The following is a 20026-nucleotide window of genomic DNA, read 5'->3' as shown; positions in this document are numbered from 1 at the left end:
TATTTTGAATAAACAAATTGCACTACAAGATTTAGGTTTTAAAGATTACAAACAAATCTGGGATTACCAGGAAACGTTGTTTAAGGCCATTGTAGATACCAAAATTAAAAACAGGCGGGAAGCAGTAGGTTTACAAACTAAGAATTATTTTTTGTTTGTGGAGCACCCGCATGTATATACTTTGGGTAAAAGTGGCGATTTGTCTAATTTACTTTTAAATGAAGAACAGCTTACCGAAAAAGGCGCTACGTTTTATAAAATTAACCGTGGTGGGGATATTACCTATCATGGTCCGGGACAAGTAGTAGGCTACCCTATTTTGGACTTAGAAAACTTCTTTACAGACATACATAAATACCTTCGGTTTTTAGAAGAAATGATTATTCTAACTCTTGCTGAATATGGCTTAAAAGCTGAACGTAGCGATGGAGAAACAGGTGTCTGGTTGGATGTAGGGACACCTTTTGCACGTAAAATTTGTGCTATGGGCGTTCGTGCAAGTCGCTGGGTAACCATGCATGGTTTTGCACTAAATGTTAATGCCAACTTAGGGTACTTTGACAATATAATACCTTGCGGTATTCGTGGTAAAGCGGTAACCTCTTTAAATATAGAACTTGGTGTGAAAGAAGTTTCTATGGATGAGGTAAAAGAAAAACTCCTAAAACATTTTGCAAACCTTTTTGAAGCAGAGTTTTTTTAGTTACAAATAAAGTTTTCTGGTTTCCATATTATAACTGATTTATCTAACAGACTACGTTTAAAAGTATCGTCACCTATATAGCCTAATATCTTTCCTTCACAATTATGAACTGAAATGACACTATTACAAACTGCACAGCAATTACCAAAAATAAATATAGTACTATATTTATAATATGTCTGAGAAACATATACTTCTCCAGTTTGAGCTAAACTGGACTGTTTTAACTCTTCAATTGCTTCCCTTAACCACTCTAAGTTTTCAATCGGGTTTGAAACATTACAGGTATTATTAAAATCGTCATCACTTTTACATGAAAAAAAGGTGAGTAATAAAAGTATGGCAAATAAAAGAGATTTCTTCATAATGAGCCACATTATATTAATAGTGTCTAATAGATGAAGAAAAATCTGAATGGTTGCGTAAGGGTAATGCTTTTTTAAATATTGTGGTAGTCAATCCAAGATTTTAACCTCCCAACATACATTTTTAAATAGTTTTCCGATAGAAATATATTTGACCAATCAAATCTTTGAGACTGAATACCAAGATAAAAAATAAAAACAGCAATTCCAGCTTTAGGTATCAATCTCAATTCTTTTTTAGATAATTGTTTAATACTTTGGTAACCATTCAAAAAAGCCTGTACTTTTAGTTGGTATTCTTTTTTATCGGTTTCAATATGAAACAGTTGTTTACAGAAATAACCAATATCTAAAACTTGTGGGCCATTTCCACAAAAGTCAAAGTCAAATATTGTAATTTCTTTTTTATTGGCCACACTCATATTATCATACCAAATATCCATATGAACAACTCCGTTTTGAATATTACTGAAATCAGTTTTTTGAAAAGATTCACCAATTTTTTTAATAAATTCCATTTCAGGCAATGTTTCGGAAAAGTATTGTTTTAAGTGTTCATAGGGTAGCTCCAAAAGTGATTTTTTATTATAATATATTCTGTCTATAGTTTTGCTTAAGGTAAGGTTATGAATTTTTGCCATAAGTGCTCCAATTGAGAAACAGGTCTCTTGGTGCATAAATCTAATTTTATTGCCTTGTGCAAATGAAAAAAGTACGACATAGCGAATGCCTTCGGGTGCGTTTATTTCTTGAATGAATTGTCCGTTTTTATCTTGAATTGGAAAAGAAACACTTAAGCTATTTTCTTTTAGTAATGTTAAAAGTTTAATTTCTTCAAAAATTTCTGATTTTGACCTCCAATTATGACTATAAACTCTCAGAACATATTTTGTTTCATTATCTGAAAGAAAATAGGTGTGATTCATTCCAGTTCTAAATAGTTTACATTCGTAATCTTTATTCAGTTTGTATTTTTCTTTTGCAAATACTCCTAATGCTTGTGCTGAAATGGTAGAAGCTGTAACTGGGAAGACGGTCATTTTTCTAATTTAGAGATAATATTATTTAGAGTGTCGAACTTATACTTTAAATATATGAATTGCATTTTAAAACTGCCGCTCCTTTTTATCCGACTAATTTTAAATAACAATCCGGTTAATCCTCAGCATTAAAAAACACCTTATAGTAATGCATTTTTTTCTCATCATCATAACCGCGTTCTAAATATTCTGCCGAAGCATCCGGAGCATCAATATCTAGTTTTATCTGTATGTTGGTATCTAGTTTAATATCGGTTTTAATCTTTTTCTTTTCTTTATTAACAACACGCTCTGCAACATCAAATTGGTTTCTTATAACTAAGTTTTGTTCACCTTCGTATTCCTTTTTATAATCTTCAAATTGTCTTATTTGCTTTTCACCTTCAAAAATGTCTTCTTTAAAACGTTCTACATTTACAACGTCGTTTTCTTTAAAGAAATCAATCGTCTTTGCTAAAAAACTATTATGTTCTTGTGCGCCATAACTGGTTTTTAAAACTTCTGTTGAGAATTCTTTACAGAGCTCAATATATTGTTGGGTGTGGTTATTAGCATCATCTGCATATTTAATATTTAAAAACTGATTGATCCAATATTGTGCATCATAACTATTATTATCTACACTCAAAATAATATGACCTTCAGTATCACTTTGATTTAAAATTAAGCAACCTTTATCTACTTTTTTAGAGCTTATTCCTTTTTGTACCAACACATCGTAAGTCTTATTCTCTAAATAGGTTTGGAAGAAATTAACCTTGCTTTCTATCTTAAAAATACCAATAGCATGGGTAGTCATATCTTGATATTCGATACCTTCAAACATAACCACTAGAACATCTCCAGTTTTTATATTGGCAGAAGTAGATTGTTCGAATAAATGGGTTACGATATGTTTTGAAACATCTATAAAAGTATCTTCATCTTTAAATAGTTGTGTACAGTAGCTGTTAATCTCGTTTAAAGAAATACTGGCATGATGATTAAATCTATAACTTTGTACCACACTACCAAAAGGACGGAGTAAAAAAGGAAGCATTAAATCATAACTGGCTTCATCAAAATCGACTGTATTCTCAGAAAAAGCATTTTTAGTATCGTTAAACTTATTTCCAACTTTATGAATAATGAATTTTGAGATTGAAGCATTTTTTCGTGAAATCATATATCGTCTATTGAGTATGCAATACTATTAAAATAATTAGAAATAAGCACAAAAAAAGAACGCCAAAGCAAATGCTTTGACGTTCAAGATCTGGGGACTTTAGATTTGGTTATCGTTATATTTTAAATTCATTAAATTGGGGTACACCCAATGGACTGAATTCTTATTGTCAGTTAATTCTTAAATATTCATTTGTCACATAATATCCATTTAAGAAATAGTGTAAAATTTCTTGAGATTTTTATTGTAAATAATTGATTAATAGCTGCCTTAAAGATAAAAATTAGTTTTTCATATACAAAAGTTTTACAGAATTTATGCTTATATATGAATTAATAACTAAATACTTTAAGAATTTAACTACAAACTAATTAATCTGATATAAAATGATAGAACTATTTTCACCTTTACTCACAAATTCAAGATTTCTATCTTTATCAATATTATCTAATGTTATTGAAGAGTTTCCATATACAGGAAAGTTAGGTAATAATTTTGCCTGACTATCATAGAGGTAAATTTTATGTGCCTGTTTATCTGTAATTGCTACATAAATTTTATCGTTAATGTAGAATAGACGAGGAGTAGAATAATCACCATAATCGAGTTCTATAGTCTTACTTTTTATAGATAATTTATTTTCATCTAACACTACAAGGGTCTTACTTGTTGTTTCTAAGTGATGTTTTTCTGATAAATTTAAACTTTTAATAGACGCATTTCCTCTGGTGTCTATAGTTATTAAATTTCCGTCTGAGGTTGTGGTTGTAAAGTTGTTATTGTATAAGTAAATAGGCTGATTGGAGAATGAGCTGGATGTTTTTGGTGTAATTCTGGTTTTTCCGGTTCTATCTAAAATATAGAGTTTATTTTGAGTTTTAAATGAAATATAATCTTTAGTGCCAATTCTAAAATGCTTAGGCTGGCAAATTATAGTATTGTTTGCAGATGTAAATGTAAATCCGTTTACAGTTTGTCCCTTTACATTATACATCAAAACATTTTTACCTTGAGTTATAAGCAACCTATAATTTTTATTTTTATCATAATCAAAAACGGATAAAGGTTGCGTGATACCCTTGTTGAACTTCATAGGAAATGGCGCAACATCATTGCCATTTCTATCAATAACATAAACCATATTCGAAGTTGCAAAAACGAGTTGCAATCGGCCGTTTTTATAAATATCAATTTGTTCAATAGGACCTAATATGGCACCTTGTATTTGTTTTTTCCAAAGAATTTTTCCCTTGTTAGAAATTAAATGGAGGTTATTGTTTATGTCTTGTACAACGATCTCTTTCTGTTTGGTAATATGATTTTTTACAAATTGGGGGTTGGTTAATAAATCTGTATTTAATTTAATATTTAGCTCTTCAGATATAGAATTTAATGATGCTCTGGATTTACTCTTTTTTATAATACCATTTACATGCGCGAAATTGGTTTCGTAAATAAATTGTATTGCCGATACGTTATAATTATTCAACTTATAGTTTAAGTCTTCTTCAAAGCTTTTGTTTAAAATAGTATTTAAGGAAGCAGGGTTTACTACATGCATTAATGATGATGCATCGCTTAAATGCTTTTTAATATTTTGAAAATAGGTTTTCTTATTCAGCGTTGTTTTGTTTTGATAATTAGCAATAATGTTTTGCAGTATATCAGTACTGCCAGAAAACACGAAAAAATTATCTAGAATACAGTATTTTTTAACGTTATTGAATGATATTAAGGGGGTAAATGTCTTGGAGAATAGAAGCGGATGACTAAAACTAAAAATATCAACCCCTCTATAAGAATCTATGTTATTTTGTTCACTTAAAAGCGCATCTTTGGTAGCAATAACGTCGATAGAGTTTAATGCGATAGCATGATTTTTACCTTGATAAATAACTCCAACTTCAATAATGTCATTAAAAAGTGTCGTCTTGTTAGTTATGGAATCGTTATTATTAAACTTAGCTAAATTGGTTTCAAATATTTTATAGTCATTAAAAGTAAAACTCATAAAGCCATCACTATTAGAAGGTGTAATAGTATGCGTTTGATTTTCTTGTGGAATGGTGCTTTTAAAAACATTGATTAAACTTTTAGATGAATCTGTGGCTTTTGTAATGCCATTAAAAATAAGATCATCTTGATTTATGCCAATATCAGCAGCTATATAATTCGTGAATGTTTTTAAAGAAATAGAATCTTCAATAAAAAATGATTTTAAAAATGTATTATTAGGTTTTATAATAGCTGAGACCGTTTTTTCGTTACTGGTTATGTTGTATATTTTTTCTAATTCTGTATCTACTGTAGAATTACTAAAAGTGGCATCGACAATACTTTTTGATGAAGAAACAAAAAAGATACTATCTATAATAGTACTATAGAATGTGTTATTATTTAAAGAGGATTTTGTTATTGTTTTGTTTTTATATGAAAGTACTTCTTCAACATAGTTTGTCAATGAATCTGTTTTAAATAATTGTTGATGATGTTTCGTTATTATTGAATATTGTAAACTATCTTTTAAGTCTTTTGAAAAGCAAATTAATATATCACTAGTAGACTTTAAATAGGGTAGATTGTTTAATGTGTTTTCTAAATTTTTATAGGAGTTTGTTTCAGAAATCTTTTGCAGAAAATCACTGTTGTTAACACTACTTTTTAAGCCCTCAATATTCGATGTTTTTAAAACTATTGAAGTGTTTTTCGGTATAAAGGTAATAAGTTCTAAATGACTTTTTTTAGTATTTGAACAGCTAAAAAATAATATAAGAAGTAGGGGATAGCAAAAAGCTCTCATAAAATGAATTAATTTTTACAAACCTACATATTTTTCATTGAAGTGATTTAAACTTTTTCACTTCAATGGAAAAAGTTTAAATCACTATTATTAATATTACGTATAAATAGGACAAATAAGTTTATAAAATGTCTAATTTTAATTGTTCGGGCAGAAGCCTAAACGATTTTCTATGATATTTAGTAATCCCGTATTTTTTTATTGCAGCTCTATGTTCCTTAGTAGGGTAGCCTTTATTTTGTTTCCAATTATACATTGGATATTCTTCATGAATAGTATTCATGTATATGTCACGATGTGTTTTTGCTAAGACAGATGCAGCTGCAATACTTAAATATTTTCCATCGCCTTTTATAATAGTTTCATAAGGGACATCATTGTAAGGTTTAAATTTATTACCATCAACAATTATAAATTGTGGCTTTTTAGCTAACAGATCTATAGATTTATGCATAGCTAAAATGGAAGCATTTAAAATATTAATGCTATCAATTTCTTCTTGAAATACATGTGCTACCCCAAAAGTTAAAGCTTGAGCTTCTATAATTGGTTTCAAAATATCCCTTTTGCTCTCACTAAGTTGTTTTGAGTCGTTTAATATCGAGTTTTCAAAGGCTTTAGGTAAAATAACTGCAGCAGCAGTAACAGGACCAGCCAAACATCCACGTCCAGCTTCATCTGTACCACATTCTAAAGAGTAATCGGAATGATTTATTAATAGCATTTAAATGAAAATATTGTCAAATTTATAATTTTACGTATTAATTATTATGCATGCCTAATAAATTTATTCGTTTTTATATGAATTTAATAGCACGTATTATTAAATACTCTTTTTTAAGGTTTTATTTTAATAATAATTCATTAAATGTGTAAATATTTTAAGAATTTGATAGTTTAAAAAGTAAGAGATGGAGGTGGTTTCTTGCTTTTTTTATGAGTTTTTTTGTTTTTTTAATATAATATTAAGATGTTTGCAACCGACTAACTCAAAATAAATATTCTAAGCTCATCTTTTATGATGACTAAATATTTAAAAGAAAGCCAGCAGTTGTAGCTGGCTTTCTTTATTTTAAATATTTTTTGTTAAATTGTTTAAAGTTAAGTTCTGAAAAATCTTCAGAAGAGATAAGCTTAGCTAATAAAAACGAATATTTTTTATCGATAAATATGTGGATTAGACTAATCTAAAATATGTCCATTTATTGTGTAATCAATGAGCGCTGTAAAAGAGAAAATACAAAATGAGTTTGAAGGGGTTTGGATTGAATTTGTAAAAGGAGACAAAGCTGCTTTTACATTTATATATAATTCAAATGTAGATGCATTGTTTTCATATGGTATGAAATTAAATTCAAACAAGAACTTTGTGAAAGATTGTATTCAAGATGTTTTTTTAGATATCTATGAGCACAGGAAACAACTTTCTATGCCTAGAAATATTAAGTTTTATTTGTTCAAAGCACTTAAACACACTATGTTTCGTGAGTTGAAAAAAGAGAGAAAGAAGAGTAGTTTACCTGAGGATGAAAGTATGTCCTTTTTTACAGATTATAATATTGAAACCAAAACCATTGATATAGAAGTTGAAAAGCATCAAAAAGAACTTGTTGCAAAAATAATTAAAGAACTAACGCCTAAGCAACAGGAAATTCTATATTTAAGGTTTACCAAAGGCTTCAGTTATATCGAGATTTCAGAAATTACAGATATTAATCATAACTCAGTCCGCAAACAGGTTTATAGGGCTATAAAAAAACTACGAAAAAGCCTTACCTTAAGTAGTATAACATATTTAGGTGTTCTTTCTCTTTTAATGGCAATTAAATGAAAGTTTTTTAAGAGGAAATCACAGATTTTCAGTTGAAGTTGTCCTCATTTCTATATTTTATTGTTTTCAATGCCTTAATCCATTTGGTCCTGATATGCTTTTTCGATATGACTTACAATGAGAAGTGTATTTTCTTCCTATACTTATAATCCTTAACATTTAGTATTGTATTTCTAGCATGTTTTAGGGTAAAGCATAAATTATTTTCTAATATTTTTAATAAAAACCACCCCATAATTACTACGTTTTTGAGTAATCGTTAAAATTTTCTCAAAAAAAGATGATAAAAAGTGTCCACAAAAATAAAACTTGATACCCTCTAAAAAATAAAAGCAAGATTATGGAACGATATTCTAAATATATAGAAGACGATTCTTTTTTAAATTGGGTATATGATCCAACACCAGAAACAACTAGTTTTTGGCAAGATTATATTCTTAAAAACCCAGGAGAAAAAGAAGTAATTAACGCCTTAAAAGAAATTTTAAGAAGCATAAAGCCCGAAGAGATAAAATTATCTGAAATAGAAAAGAAAGAAATAATCACTAAGCTTTTAGTTAAGGTTGATAGCAAAAACAAGCCAAATAAAGTATTTAATCTAGTTAAAAGAACATATAAATATGCAGCAGTTTTAGTACTTGTATTAATAGGAGTAAATATTATTGTTAATAAAGGTTTTAAAAAGGCTAATGATTTCAATTTTGATCCAATTAGTACAACATCTTTAGATTCTGTAGTAAACGCGAATACTCAATTAATTCTTGGATCAGCAGAGCCGTTGTTAATTAATGAAAAAAAATCTTTAATTGAATATACCAAGCAGGGGAGTGTTGTTCTAAATGAAAAAGACACAATAAGCGGAGATATAGATAAAGAAGGAAAAATATTACTTTTTAATAAATTAATTGTACCTTTTGGTAAACGAAGTAAAATTATATTATCAGATGGTTCAGTGGTACATCTTAATGCAGGAACTAAGTTTATATTTCCTAAAAAATTTACATCTAATGAGAGAACGGTTTTTCTTTCGGGAGAGGCATTTTTTGAGGTATCTGCAAATAAAGAGAAACCATTTGTTGTAAAAACTATTGAAGAGCAAATTTCAATAGAAGTACTTGGCACAAAGTTTAATGTGTCTGCATATCCTATAGACTCGGATATTTTAACAGTTTTAACAGAAGGAAAAGTAGTTGTTGCAGAGAAAAAAATATTTAGTACGCAAAAAACAATTCTAAAACCAGGGCAATTAGCTTCATGGAATAAAAATAAAGAAAGTATAAACGTTAAGGAAGTTAATACAGATAATTACACATCATGGACTTCAGGACTTTTATATTTTGAAAGCGAGTCTATAATAAATATTGTTAGGAAAATAGAACGTTTTTATAATGTTAAAATAATTTTTGAGAATGGGGTTGATGCAAAAAACGTAAACGTAAGCGGAAAACTAGATTTAAATGATAAGATAGAACAAACACTCGAAAATTTAACAACCACAACAGAATTTAAATTCGAAATAATAAATGATAAAAAGTATGTATTGAAGTAAAAAAAATCAGAGAATGCGCCAACATCCTCTGACTAAAATAAACTGCTATATGGGCAGCTAATGTTTAATTAAAAACTAATTCAAATTTATGAAAAATAACCAACGTTTCTATGATTCCCTCTTGGATTTTAGAAATAAAACTCTATTTGTAATGAAGAGTCTTACCGTCTTTTTAGTACTATTCTTACTCTACTCTTTTTCAAACTCATATTCTCAAAGTAAAAAATTGAGAATAGAAATTAAAGAAGCTACATTAATGAGTATGATTGAATCTATAGAAAACCAAAGCGAATTCGTGTTTATTTACAATGACGAAGTATTACCCGAATTAAAAAAAGCTATAGGTAGTATTCAAATTAAAAATAAATCTATTTATAAAGTTTTAGATAGAGTTTTAAATAAAAAAAGACTCAGTTATTCAATAAATGAGCGTCAAGTAATTTTAAATAAAAAAGAAGTAAATCCGCAGTCTAGTTTGCAGCAGCAAATCTCAGGAACAATTACTGGAACAGATGGCTTGCCTTTACCAGGTGTTAACATAATAATTGAAGGGTCATCTAAAGGTGCACAAACAGACTTTAATGGTATTTATGCGATTAATGCGAGTGAAGGAGATATTCTAAAAGTCAGTTTTATTGGTATGAAAACACAATTTGTAACTGTGGGTAGCAGCAATGTTATCGATATAGTTATGGAGGAAGATTTAGAAGATTTAGACGAAGTGATAATTACGGGGTATCAAAATGTAAGAAGAGAGTTGTTTACAGGAGCTTCGCAAACTATAAAAGCTGAAGAAATCAAGCTTGATGGAGTGGCAGACATATCTAGAGCACTAGAAGGTAGAGCTGCGGGTGTAAGTGTTCAGAATGTTACCGGAACATTTGGTGCAGCTCCAAGAATTACTATTCGTGGTTCTTCGTCTATTTTAGGAGATACAAAGCCAATTTGGATCATAGATGGCGTTATTCAAGAAGAAATAGTAAACTTATCTGTTTCCGATTTAGTGTCTGGAGACCCTAGTACCTTATTAAGTTCTGCTGTAGCCGGATTAAATGCTACAGATATTCAAAGTTTCGAAATTTTAAGAGATGCTTCGGCAACGGCATTATATGGAGCTAGAGCTTTAAATGGTGTGGTAGTTATTACAACAAAATCAGGAAAAAAGAATCAAAAACCAACATTTAATTATGCTGCAGAATTTGCAGTAAGAGATATTCCAAGGTACGAGAACTACGATTTATTGAACTCTCAGGAAACGGTTTCTGTATATAGAGAATTGGAAGCAAAAGGCTTTTTAGATTTACCAACATCATTTCAAGGTCGATTTGGAGGTATATACAATATAATGTACAGAGCCATTAATAATTTTGACGAAAGCACAGGACAATATGAATTGCAAAATACACCTGAGGCGAGAGCAAGATTTTTACAGCAATTTGAATTGGCTAATACAGATTGGTTTAAAACATTATTTAGAACTACACCAACACAAACACATACTTTGAGCTATTCAGGAGGTGGAGAGAATTCTACATCTTATGCATCTTTAGGCTATTATACTGATGGTGGTTGGACCATAGCTGATAGGGTTAGAAGAATTACAGGTAACTTAAGAAATACGTATTATCTTTTTAATGATAAATTAAAAGTTACAACGCAATTGCAAGGGTCTATAAGAAATCAACTAGCCCCTGGTACACTGGCTAGAGAAGAAGATACATTTTTTGGTTCCTTTACCAGAGATTTTGATATTAACCCGTTTAGTTATGCCTTAAATACTAGTAGAGCATTAAGACCTAGAGATAATGATGGTGATTTAGAATTTTCACGTTATAATTGGGCACCTTTTAATATTATAAATGAAATTGATAATAATGGTTTAGAGCTCAATGTATCGGATATAAAGTTTCAAGGTCAGGCAGAATACGAAATTAATGATAACTTAAACTATAATTTTTTAGGTTCTGCCAGGTATGTAACTTCAAATGGAGAGCAATCAGCTACAGAAAACTCTAATGTAGCTGCCGCTTATAGAGCAGATGAAACAACCATTGTACAAGATGAAAATACCTTTTTGTTTACAGATCCAGATGCTCCAAATTCCAGACCAAGAGTCGTATTGCCAGTTGGAGGCATTTTAACAACAACAAAAAATACGCTTGTAACGTATACTTTTAGAAACACACTCGATTATACCAAGCGTTTTAAAGACGAGATACATGGTATTAGAATTTATGGAGGTCAAGAGTATAGATATACAGACAGAAGCCAAAGTTCTAACACAGGTTATGGATATCAATTCTCAAGAGGAGGTACCGTGTTTACAGATCCTGATATATTAAAGAAAGCTATTTTAGAAGGAAATGATTATTTCTCTTTTCAGGAAACAAGACAGCGTGAAGTATCATTCTTTGCTAATGTTACTTATGATTTTGATAAAAAATACGTGTTAAACGTAACAGGTAATTATGAAGGTTCAAATAGAGCTGGTAAATCATCAGATACTAGATGGTTACCAACGTATACTATTGGTGCTAAATGGAATATAGATAAAGAAGATTTTATTAGAAATTCAAACGTTATTTCCAGTATGGCTTTCAGGCCAAGTTACGGACTTGTAGCTTTACTAGCAGATAATGCCACCAATAATTTAGCGGTATTTAGAAATCAAATTACTGATAGGCTTAATAACGATGATCGTGAGAATTTTATTGATATTGAAGATTTACAAAATAGTGAATTAACCTGGGAAAAAACACTAGAGTTAAATTTAGGGCTTGATGTTGGATTTTTTAATAATAGGATTATGATGAATTTTGACGCTTATTTTAGAAAAGGTCAAGATTTAATAGATATCATTAGAACAACAGGTATAGGGGGAGAGTCTCTTAAACTAGGTAACAACTCAGAAATGACTACAAACGGTGTTGAATTTCAGTTAAATACTGTGAATGTTGATACCGATAATTTTAGTTGGAAAACAGGGTTTAATATCTCTCATTTTGATCAAGAAGTAACTTCTCTAAAGCAACAAGCAAACGTATTTGATTTAATTACTGGTACCGGTAGAGGAAATGCTGTTGGCTTTCCAAAAGGATCGTTGTTTTCTTTTAAATTTGAAGGACTTAATGAATGGGGGTTACCACAATTTTTAACAGATGATCCTGATTTTGATCCAAGTGACCCATATGCTTTAATTGATTTTCAAGATACAGATGATGTATTGGATTATTTAGTGTATGAAGGTGGTACAGAACCTAATATTTCAGGAGGTTTGGCAAATTCGTTTAAATATAAAAATTGGGACTTTAGTTTCTTTGTCTCTTTTTCGGCAGGTAATAAAATTAGATTGAATCCAGCTTACAGATCAGAATATACAGATTTAGATGTTTTTCCAAGAGAGTTTGTAAATAGATGGTTAGCGCCTGGAGATGAAAATATTACCAATATACCAACAATCCCTTCAAAAGCAGTATTGCAATCTTTCGGAGATACCGATTTAGAACAAGCATACAATGCCTATAATTATTCAACTGCAAGAGTGGCTGATGGAGGCTTCGTTAGAATGAAAAATATAACATTAGGTTATAGCTTTGATAAATTGACTTTAGATAAAATAGGATTGTCTTCTTTTAGATTGAGTTTACAAAGTACAAACCCATTTTTAATTTACTCCGATTCTAAACTCGGTGGTCAAGACCCTGAGTTTTTCAGATCTGGTGGTGTCGCTTATCCAATATCTAGACTATTTGCATTCTCTTTAAATGTTGGATTTTAATAATATATACTATGAGAAATATGAAATTTAATATAATAAAAGCTGTTGTCGTTCTTTTAATAGTATCATCATGTAACGATATTTTAGATGAAACACCAGATAACAGAACAACTATAGACTCTGCTGAAAAAATAAAAGAATTATTAGTTGGAGCCTACCCAGAAGGAGCTTATGTGTCATTTTTAGAGCCAATGTCTGATAATGCTGGCGATAAAGGTTCTAGTGCCACAGTAGAGTTTAGGGTGAATGAAGAAATGTATTTTTGGAGAGATTTAAATGATATTGATGAAGATACACCAACAAACTATTGGAATGATGCCTATGAAGCCATTGCACAAGCAAATCAAGCATTAGTTTCTATAGAAGAATTAGGAGGAAGTACTGAATTAAATCCTTTAAAAGGAGAAGCTTTAATGTGTAGAGCCTATGCACATTTTATGTTAGTAAGTATTTTTTCTAAAGCTTATAACCCTACTACGTCAAGTACAGATTTAGGAATCCCTTATATTACGGAACCTGAAACAGTATTGTTGGGCGATTATGAAAGAGGTAATGTCGCAAATGTATTTGATAACATACAAAAAGATATTGAAGAAGGGTTGCCATTAATCAAAGATAACTATGAAATTCCTGCTTTTCACTTTACTAAAAAGGCCGCTAATGCATTTGCCTCACGATTCTATTTAACCATAGGTGAATGGCAAAAAGTAATAGACCATAGTAATATAGCATTAGGTAGTGATGAAATTGCTGTATTAAGAAATATTGCAAGTTCAAGCAATTTAACTTTTAATCAACAAGTAGCGTTATATACATCTTCAACTTTTGAACCTGCAAACCTATTATTGGTTTCAGGAAATTCATTATACAATAGAATAGAAGCAAGAGCTAGATATCAGTTAAGTCCAGGGGTAATGAGTGATTTATTTAGAGGTAATATAACAGGTAAAAGTTGGTCTTATAGCATTTTCTTTAGAGGGGGAAGTGACAATAATTTTATACCTAAATACCAAGAATATTTTAGAGTGACCAACCAGGCAGCAGGCATTGGGATCCCCTTTGTAACCTTTGTCCTTTTTTCTACAGATGAAGCTTTATTAAATAGAGCTGAGGCACATGCTATGTTAGGACAGTTAGATGATGCAGCAGCAGATATAAATATGTCCTTAGCTGTAAAAACAGATGGTTATGATCCATCAACAGATCAATTTACCGCAGCGGATATAGCGGCTATTTATCAAGGTATAAATCCAACATTGTATACACCATTTTATACCATTTCAAGTGAATCATATCCATTGGTAAGTGCTATTCTAGATATAAAAAGAACAATATTTTATAATGAAGGATTAAGATGGTTTGATATTAAAAGACACAATATAGCTATTGAGCATTTAGATTTTTTTGGTAATAGTTTTCTTTTACCAAAAGATGATAATAGGAGAGCGATACAAGTGCCAGAAGCAGCACAGTCATTTGGTATTCAACAAAACCCAAGGTAGAAATAATGATTATTATAAATTTTAATACAATGAAAAAATATTTTATTATAGCACTACTTTCTATAACTACAATAAGCTTTACAGCATGTAGCGATGGATCTGATAGTGTAGGCGAAAGTCAAATAGATACTAGTACTCCCATATTAAATGATTTAGACGATTGGTTAAGAAGTAATTTTGTGTCACCATATAACATAGAAGTATTATATAAATGGGATATTAACGATACAGATATTGACAGGATTTTACATCCACCATTAGAATCTAGTGTAAAGCCTGTGGCAGAAGCATTGCAAAAAGCATGGATAGAACCATATACAACACTTGGTGGTGCAGATTTTATAAAAAAAATTGCACCACGGCAATTTACATTAGTAGGAGGGTTTAATTTTAATCCAAATAGCCCAACTATCACGTTAGGTATTGCAGAAGCAGGAACTAAGATTACACTTTTTAATATTGATTTTTTAGATTTTACAGATATTAATAGTATCAAACAACCGTTAAAAACTGTGCAACATGAATATGGGCATATTTTAAATCAAAATATACCTATTGATATAGCTTACGGACAGATAAATCCTGAAAACTATAACTCCAATTGGTTTAATAGAAGTGATGCTGAAGCCAGAGAGTTAGGCTATATAACAGCATATGCATCAAGTCAGGAGGGTGAAGATTTTGTAGAAATGGTTTCCGAGATGCTAACAAACTCTAAAGAAGATTTTGATGCTATAGTAAGTAGTATTGTTAGCGCTGAAGCTAGAGCAATAATAAGGTTAAAAGAGGCTATGGTAGTAGAGTATTATCAAACCAATTTTGGAATTGATATATATGAGTTACAAGCCTTAACAGATGCAGCAACACAAGAACTAGTAAATTAAAAAACATGAAAAAGATATATATAAATTATTGGGTTATCTGTTTAATGTTTGTTGGTCTATTTTCATGTAGTAATGATGATGATCAAACACTTTTTTCAGAAACTCCAGCAGAAAGAATAGCACAAAGAAATAGTGAATTACAAAGTTTACTTTTATCTCAAGACCAAGGGTATAAAGGCGTATATTTTTCCAAAAATGATGAATTTGGAGGTTTTACTTTTTATATGAAGTTTAATGCAAATGGTACGGTGCAAATGACTTCAGATTTTAATTCTGAAACGGCTATTCAGTCATCGTCTTATGAAGTTCGTTCTGGTACAACTACAGAATTGGTTTTTACAACCAGAAATCATATTCAAAAATTAAGTGAAACTTCTGGTGCAAGGCTAGCAGGATTTAGAGGGTCATCAGTTTTTCAATATTTTACAAATGATAACGGAGTTATTACATTTAGAGATATTAGAAACAGAGATACAGCAACTTTAATTCTGGAGCCAACGGGCTTTACTGATTTTACAACAGAAAGTGTGGTTAAAGCCGAGGCGTCTTTAGCACAACGTCAAAATTTATTGTCAACCCCTACGACTTCAGTTTTTCAACTATTAAGAATAGAAAATGCGAGTGGAACGTCTAACTTTAATTTAAATTACAATCCAGAAAACCTTTATGCGTCCCCAAGAATAACTTTAGATGATGGATCGGTTACAGAGTTTAACTTTGGAATAGCATTTAAAGAAGATGGACTTATTATTAGTCCAGCTCTAGAGTTTGAAGGTGAAACATACACGGAATTTATTTATGATGAAACTTCATCAAGCTACATTTCTACAGTAAACGACACTACAGCATCAATACTATTTGGTAATGAACCTGCATTTATAAGTAGAGACATAGAAAGTCTAGCACAATTAGGACCAACAGGCTTTTTGTACAGACCTAGGTTGGGTAGCAACCCGTTAACAAGTATAGGGCATGATGCCATGTTGCAAGAAATAAGCAATAATTTTGATACAGGAGGTTTTGGAGCTTGGACTGTACGAGAATATCAACTGGTCATTGATTTTAATAGTGATAATTGCGATACATTCTTATTTATGCAATTAGAAAGAACCGCAGATCAGGTGAGATTTAGAGCTTTCTATTGTTTTGAAAGAGGAACTATTAATGATAGAAAATTATTTTTAAATTATACTGGACCAATCTCAGGACCGGGAGTCGACCCGATACTTGCAGGTAATACAGCCTTTTTTGAGCCATTAGTAATGCCGTTAATAGACTTTTTTAATAGCAGTGAAGGTTTAATTTATACAAACGAGGGAGGTTTTTCATCTACTTTATTTAATTTTTCTAACAGTGCTGGTACATTTACCAGTATAGAAAACCCAGCTATAAGAGTATACGGTTTATGGTTTGGTTAGACTAAAACTTAGTTATTAACAAACAAAAAGCCTAAAGTAGATTTACTATTTTAGGCTTTTTAAATTTATGTTTTATATAAAATAAACACTTTCATTTAAATAATTTTTTGATATCCTAGCGTTATCATATTTTGTATTTACATTTGCAGCGTTTATATATTATTATGAAGAAACTATTTTTTTTCCTTTTTTTAATTTGCTTTTTTAATCAATTAGGCGCACAGGAAAAACCTGCTAATTCGAAAATTAGACAGTCAGAAAGGGCTCTTAAAAAGCAGGATACAATTAACAGAGGTCAGGCAAAAAGAAGCACTCCTAAAGATTCTAAAAAGCCAAAGGCAAAAATACAAGACTATTTAATAATTTCTCATGAGAACGATACTACTTTTGTAGATACCACTTTAACCATCCAAAAAGAATATAAATTTAACTATCTGAGAAGAGATGATTTTGGTTTGATACCATTTTCAAACCTGGGGCAAACATATAACAGCTTAACTCATAATTTTGAGAGTACAAGTACAATGCCAAGTTTTGGTGCCCGCGCAAGGCATTTCAATTATATGGAGATTGAAAATATTAATTATTATAACGTACCAACACCACTTACAGAGTTGTTTTTTAAGACTGCTTTCGAGCAAGGACAACTGGCAGACTCATTCTTTACTGTAAATACATCTCCACAATTCAATTTTTCAATAGCATATAAAGGACTACGATCACTAGGTAAATATCAACACATACTAACAAGTACAGGTAATTTCAGGTTTACAGCAAACTATAAAACAAAGAATAATCGTTACAGTGTTAGAGGGCATATGGTAACACAAGATTTACTAAACGAAGAAAATGGCGGACTTAAAGATGAAGATCTTGTAAAATTTGAAGAAGCCGATGAAGAGTTTCTAGATCGTTCAATATTTGTGCCTGTTTTTGAAAATGCTGAAAGCATATTAAGAGGCAAACGTTTTCATTTAGAACATACTTATAAAATTATCCGAAAAAAAGATTCGTTATCAAAAAACAAACTAAGTGTAGGTCATGTTATATCGTTTGAAGATAAATACTATCAATATGACCAATCGAGTTCAAATAGCTTTTTTGGAGATTCATTTAAAAGTAGAATTAAAGACAGAGCTACATTAGAGAATTTTTATAATCAAGTACAATTAAATTATAGTAATAATATTGTTGGTGATTTACAATTAAATATAACTAGCAACAATTACAATTATGGTTATGATAAAGTCGTGATATTAAGAGGGGACACAATTACCAATAGATTAAAAGGAGACATATACTCAGCGAGCGGTAAATATCATAAACAATATAAAGGTTTTGATTTGCAAGGGGAAATAGGCGTAAATGTTTCTGGCGATTTCGATGGCAATTTCTTAAAAGGAAAAGCAACTTTTAAACTTAATGATGATATATCGGTAATAGCATCAATAAACCACAGTTCAAAAGCGCCAAACTATAATACATTATTATATCAAAGCGATTATAAGAATTACAATTGGAGAAACAACTTTAATAATATAGAAACAGAGCAACTCGCCTTTCAATTAAAATCTAAAAAAATAGCAAACATTTCGGTTGATTATTCTACAATTAGCGATTATGTTTATTTTAAAAAAGACACAACAAGTAACCAGGTACAAGCGTTTCAAAATAATAATACGATAAACTATTTAAGAGTTAAGTTAGATAAAGAGATAAAAGTGGGTAAGTTTGCTTTAAACAACACTATATTATATCAAAATGTAAAAGACAAAGACAGTACCTTAAATGTGCCAGAATTTACATTACGTAGTACCCTGTATTTTTCCAGCCATTTATTTAAAAAGGCCATGTTTCTACAAACAGGAGTAACCCTTAATTATTTCACAAAGTATTATATGAATGCGTATAATCCGTTATTAGCAGAATTTTATGCACAAACCGAAAGAGAATATGGAGAGTTTCCCCGTTTAGACTTCTTTATAAATGCAAAAGTTCGACAAACTAGAATCTTTTTAAAAGCCGAGCATTTTAATTCATCATTCACAGGGTATGATTTTTATTCCGCTCCAAACTATCCATATAGAGATTTTACTATTCGCTTTGGTATCGTTTGGAATTTCTTTTTATAAATCTAAAGAATTTTATTATTCCCTATTTCTAAGACAAGAGTTATATAAATCTTAAGATCGATTTTTTAAAAATAAAGCAACTAGAGTACTTCATAAAAAAGTATCCTTAATAATAGGGTGCGGGTTATTTTGGTGCGCTTTCGGCAATTATTTTAGGCAATGGCGAAAAAAAGCATAAAAAAAGCGCACTTGTAAAGTATTGTTTTCCAGCGTATAAAAAGGAATATGGAAATAATATCAAAAAAAGGTTAGGATATGTAAAAATGGGGAGTATCTTTGCACGCGCTCAGCGGCCAGGATCGTAAAGGATCGGCAGTGGGGCGACGTTCATTAAAGGTCGGAAACCAAAATTAAAAAAGTTAAAAAAAAAGCTTTTAAAGAACAAAAAAGGTTGTATGTTTGCAGCCGCCAAAACGGGCATTGGCTCCGAGGCAAAAAGTTCCTATGGATACGCAAGATTTTGGAAGATGGAAAGGTTTAAATTTTTTTCCGAAAAAAAATCAAAAAGTATTGTGGGAACAAAAAAAGGGTTTTATATTTGCACCCGCTAAACGAGGAAACGAGATTAGAGAAGAAGAAAAAAGTTCATAAACATATTGAATTGACAGCGTAAGATTGCTACTGGAAACGGTAGGAATCAAACAAAGAGAATAGACCATTTTGAGTACTAGAAATTCCTATTAGTTGTTAAAAGTTGTTTATTGTATTAAATATGATAGACACACAAAAATTAACGATGAAGAGTTTGATCCTGGCTCAGGATGAACGCTAGCGGCAGGCCTAACACATGCAAGTCGAGGGGTAACATTGGTGCTTGCACCAGATGACGACCGGCGCACGGGTGCGTAACGCGTATACA

At 30.6% G+C, this 20026-nt stretch carries 13 protein-coding genes and 1 rRNA gene; 9 read left to right on the top strand and 5 right to left on the bottom strand.

The features are described from left to right. The first annotated feature begins 4 nt into the window (after positions 1-4). Positions 5-703 carry a lipoyl(octanoyl) transferase LipB gene (gene lipB / locus EM932_RS15605; RefSeq protein ID WP_135878134.1) on the top strand — a complete coding sequence of 233 codons (699 nt, stop codon included), beginning with the start codon at positions 5-7 and terminating at the stop codon, positions 701-703. Here lipB and EM932_RS15600 read toward each other — a convergent pair. From EM932_RS15600 to EM932_RS15580, 5 genes are all read right to left on the bottom strand, one after another. Beyond that, positions 700-1068, bottom strand: a complete 369-nt coding sequence (locus EM932_RS15600) for a hypothetical protein (protein ID WP_135878133.1) — start codon at positions 1066-1068, stop codon at positions 700-702. The genes lipB and EM932_RS15600 overlap by 4 nt on opposite strands. A 74-nt stretch (positions 1069-1142) precedes the next feature. After that, entirely contained in the window at positions 1143-2108 is a 966-nt protein-coding gene (locus tag EM932_RS15595) for a phosphotransferase (protein ID WP_135878132.1), read from the bottom strand. Between the two features lie 115 nt (positions 2109-2223). Next, a complete protein-coding gene (locus tag EM932_RS15590; RefSeq protein WP_135878131.1) occupies positions 2224-3273 on the bottom strand; it encodes a nucleoid-associated protein in 1050 nt (349 codons plus the stop codon). 367 nt (positions 3274-3640) lie between these two features. Then, positions 3641-6073: a ribonuclease HII gene (locus EM932_RS15585; RefSeq protein ID WP_135878130.1), complete on the bottom strand. Its 2433-nt coding sequence runs from the start codon at positions 6071-6073 to the stop codon at positions 3641-3643. Between the two features lie 121 nt (positions 6074-6194). Further along, positions 6195-6797 (bottom strand): ribonuclease HII, encoded by a 603-nt coding sequence (locus EM932_RS15580; protein WP_135878129.1) that lies wholly within the window; start codon positions 6795-6797, stop codon positions 6195-6197. Positions 6798-7289: 492 nt separating this feature from the next. Between EM932_RS15580 and EM932_RS15575 the strand changes: the two genes are divergently transcribed. The 8 genes from EM932_RS15575 to EM932_RS15540 form a co-directional block, all read left to right on the top strand. Next, the gene (locus tag EM932_RS15575) at positions 7290-7904 is read left to right on the top strand and encodes an RNA polymerase sigma factor (protein ID WP_135878128.1); all 615 of its coding nucleotides are present in this window, start codon (positions 7290-7292) and stop codon (positions 7902-7904) included. 340 nt (positions 7905-8244) lie between these two features. Then, positions 8245-9453, top strand: a complete 1209-nt coding sequence (locus EM932_RS15570; protein ID WP_135878127.1) for a FecR family protein — start codon at positions 8245-8247, stop codon at positions 9451-9453. 88 nt (positions 9454-9541) lie between these two features. Continuing rightward, positions 9542-13231: a SusC/RagA family TonB-linked outer membrane protein gene (locus EM932_RS15565; protein ID WP_246041106.1), complete on the top strand. Its 3690-nt coding sequence runs from the start codon at positions 9542-9544 to the stop codon at positions 13229-13231. A 20-nt stretch (positions 13232-13251) separates the two neighbouring features. Beyond that, positions 13252-14733 (top strand): RagB/SusD family nutrient uptake outer membrane protein, encoded by a 1482-nt coding sequence (locus EM932_RS15560; protein ID WP_170179821.1) that lies wholly within the window; start codon positions 13252-13254, stop codon positions 14731-14733. A 29-nt stretch (positions 14734-14762) separates the two neighbouring features. After that, positions 14763-15617 (top strand): zinc-binding metallopeptidase, encoded by an 855-nt coding sequence (locus tag EM932_RS15555; protein WP_170179820.1) that lies wholly within the window; start codon positions 14763-14765, stop codon positions 15615-15617. Positions 15618-15622: 5 nt separating this feature from the next. Then, positions 15623-17035 (top strand): DUF4302 domain-containing protein, encoded by a 1413-nt coding sequence (locus tag EM932_RS15550; RefSeq protein WP_135878123.1) that lies wholly within the window; start codon positions 15623-15625, stop codon positions 17033-17035. Between the two features lie 164 nt (positions 17036-17199). Continuing rightward, positions 17200-19167 carry a putative porin gene (locus tag EM932_RS15545; RefSeq protein WP_135878122.1) on the top strand — a complete coding sequence of 656 codons (1968 nt, stop codon included), beginning with the start codon at positions 17200-17202 and terminating at the stop codon, positions 19165-19167. Positions 19168-19900: 733 nt separating this feature from the next. Further along, positions 19901-20026 (top strand): 16S ribosomal RNA (locus EM932_RS15540); the annotation flags it as partial.

The organism is Flavivirga rizhaonensis, assembly GCF_004791695.1.
GTDB classification, from domain to species: Bacteria; Bacteroidota; Bacteroidia; order Flavobacteriales; family Flavobacteriaceae; genus Flavivirga; species Flavivirga rizhaonensis.
Note: the sequence above shows the minus strand (reverse complement) of the source record. Positions and strands in the feature narration are given on the sequence as shown.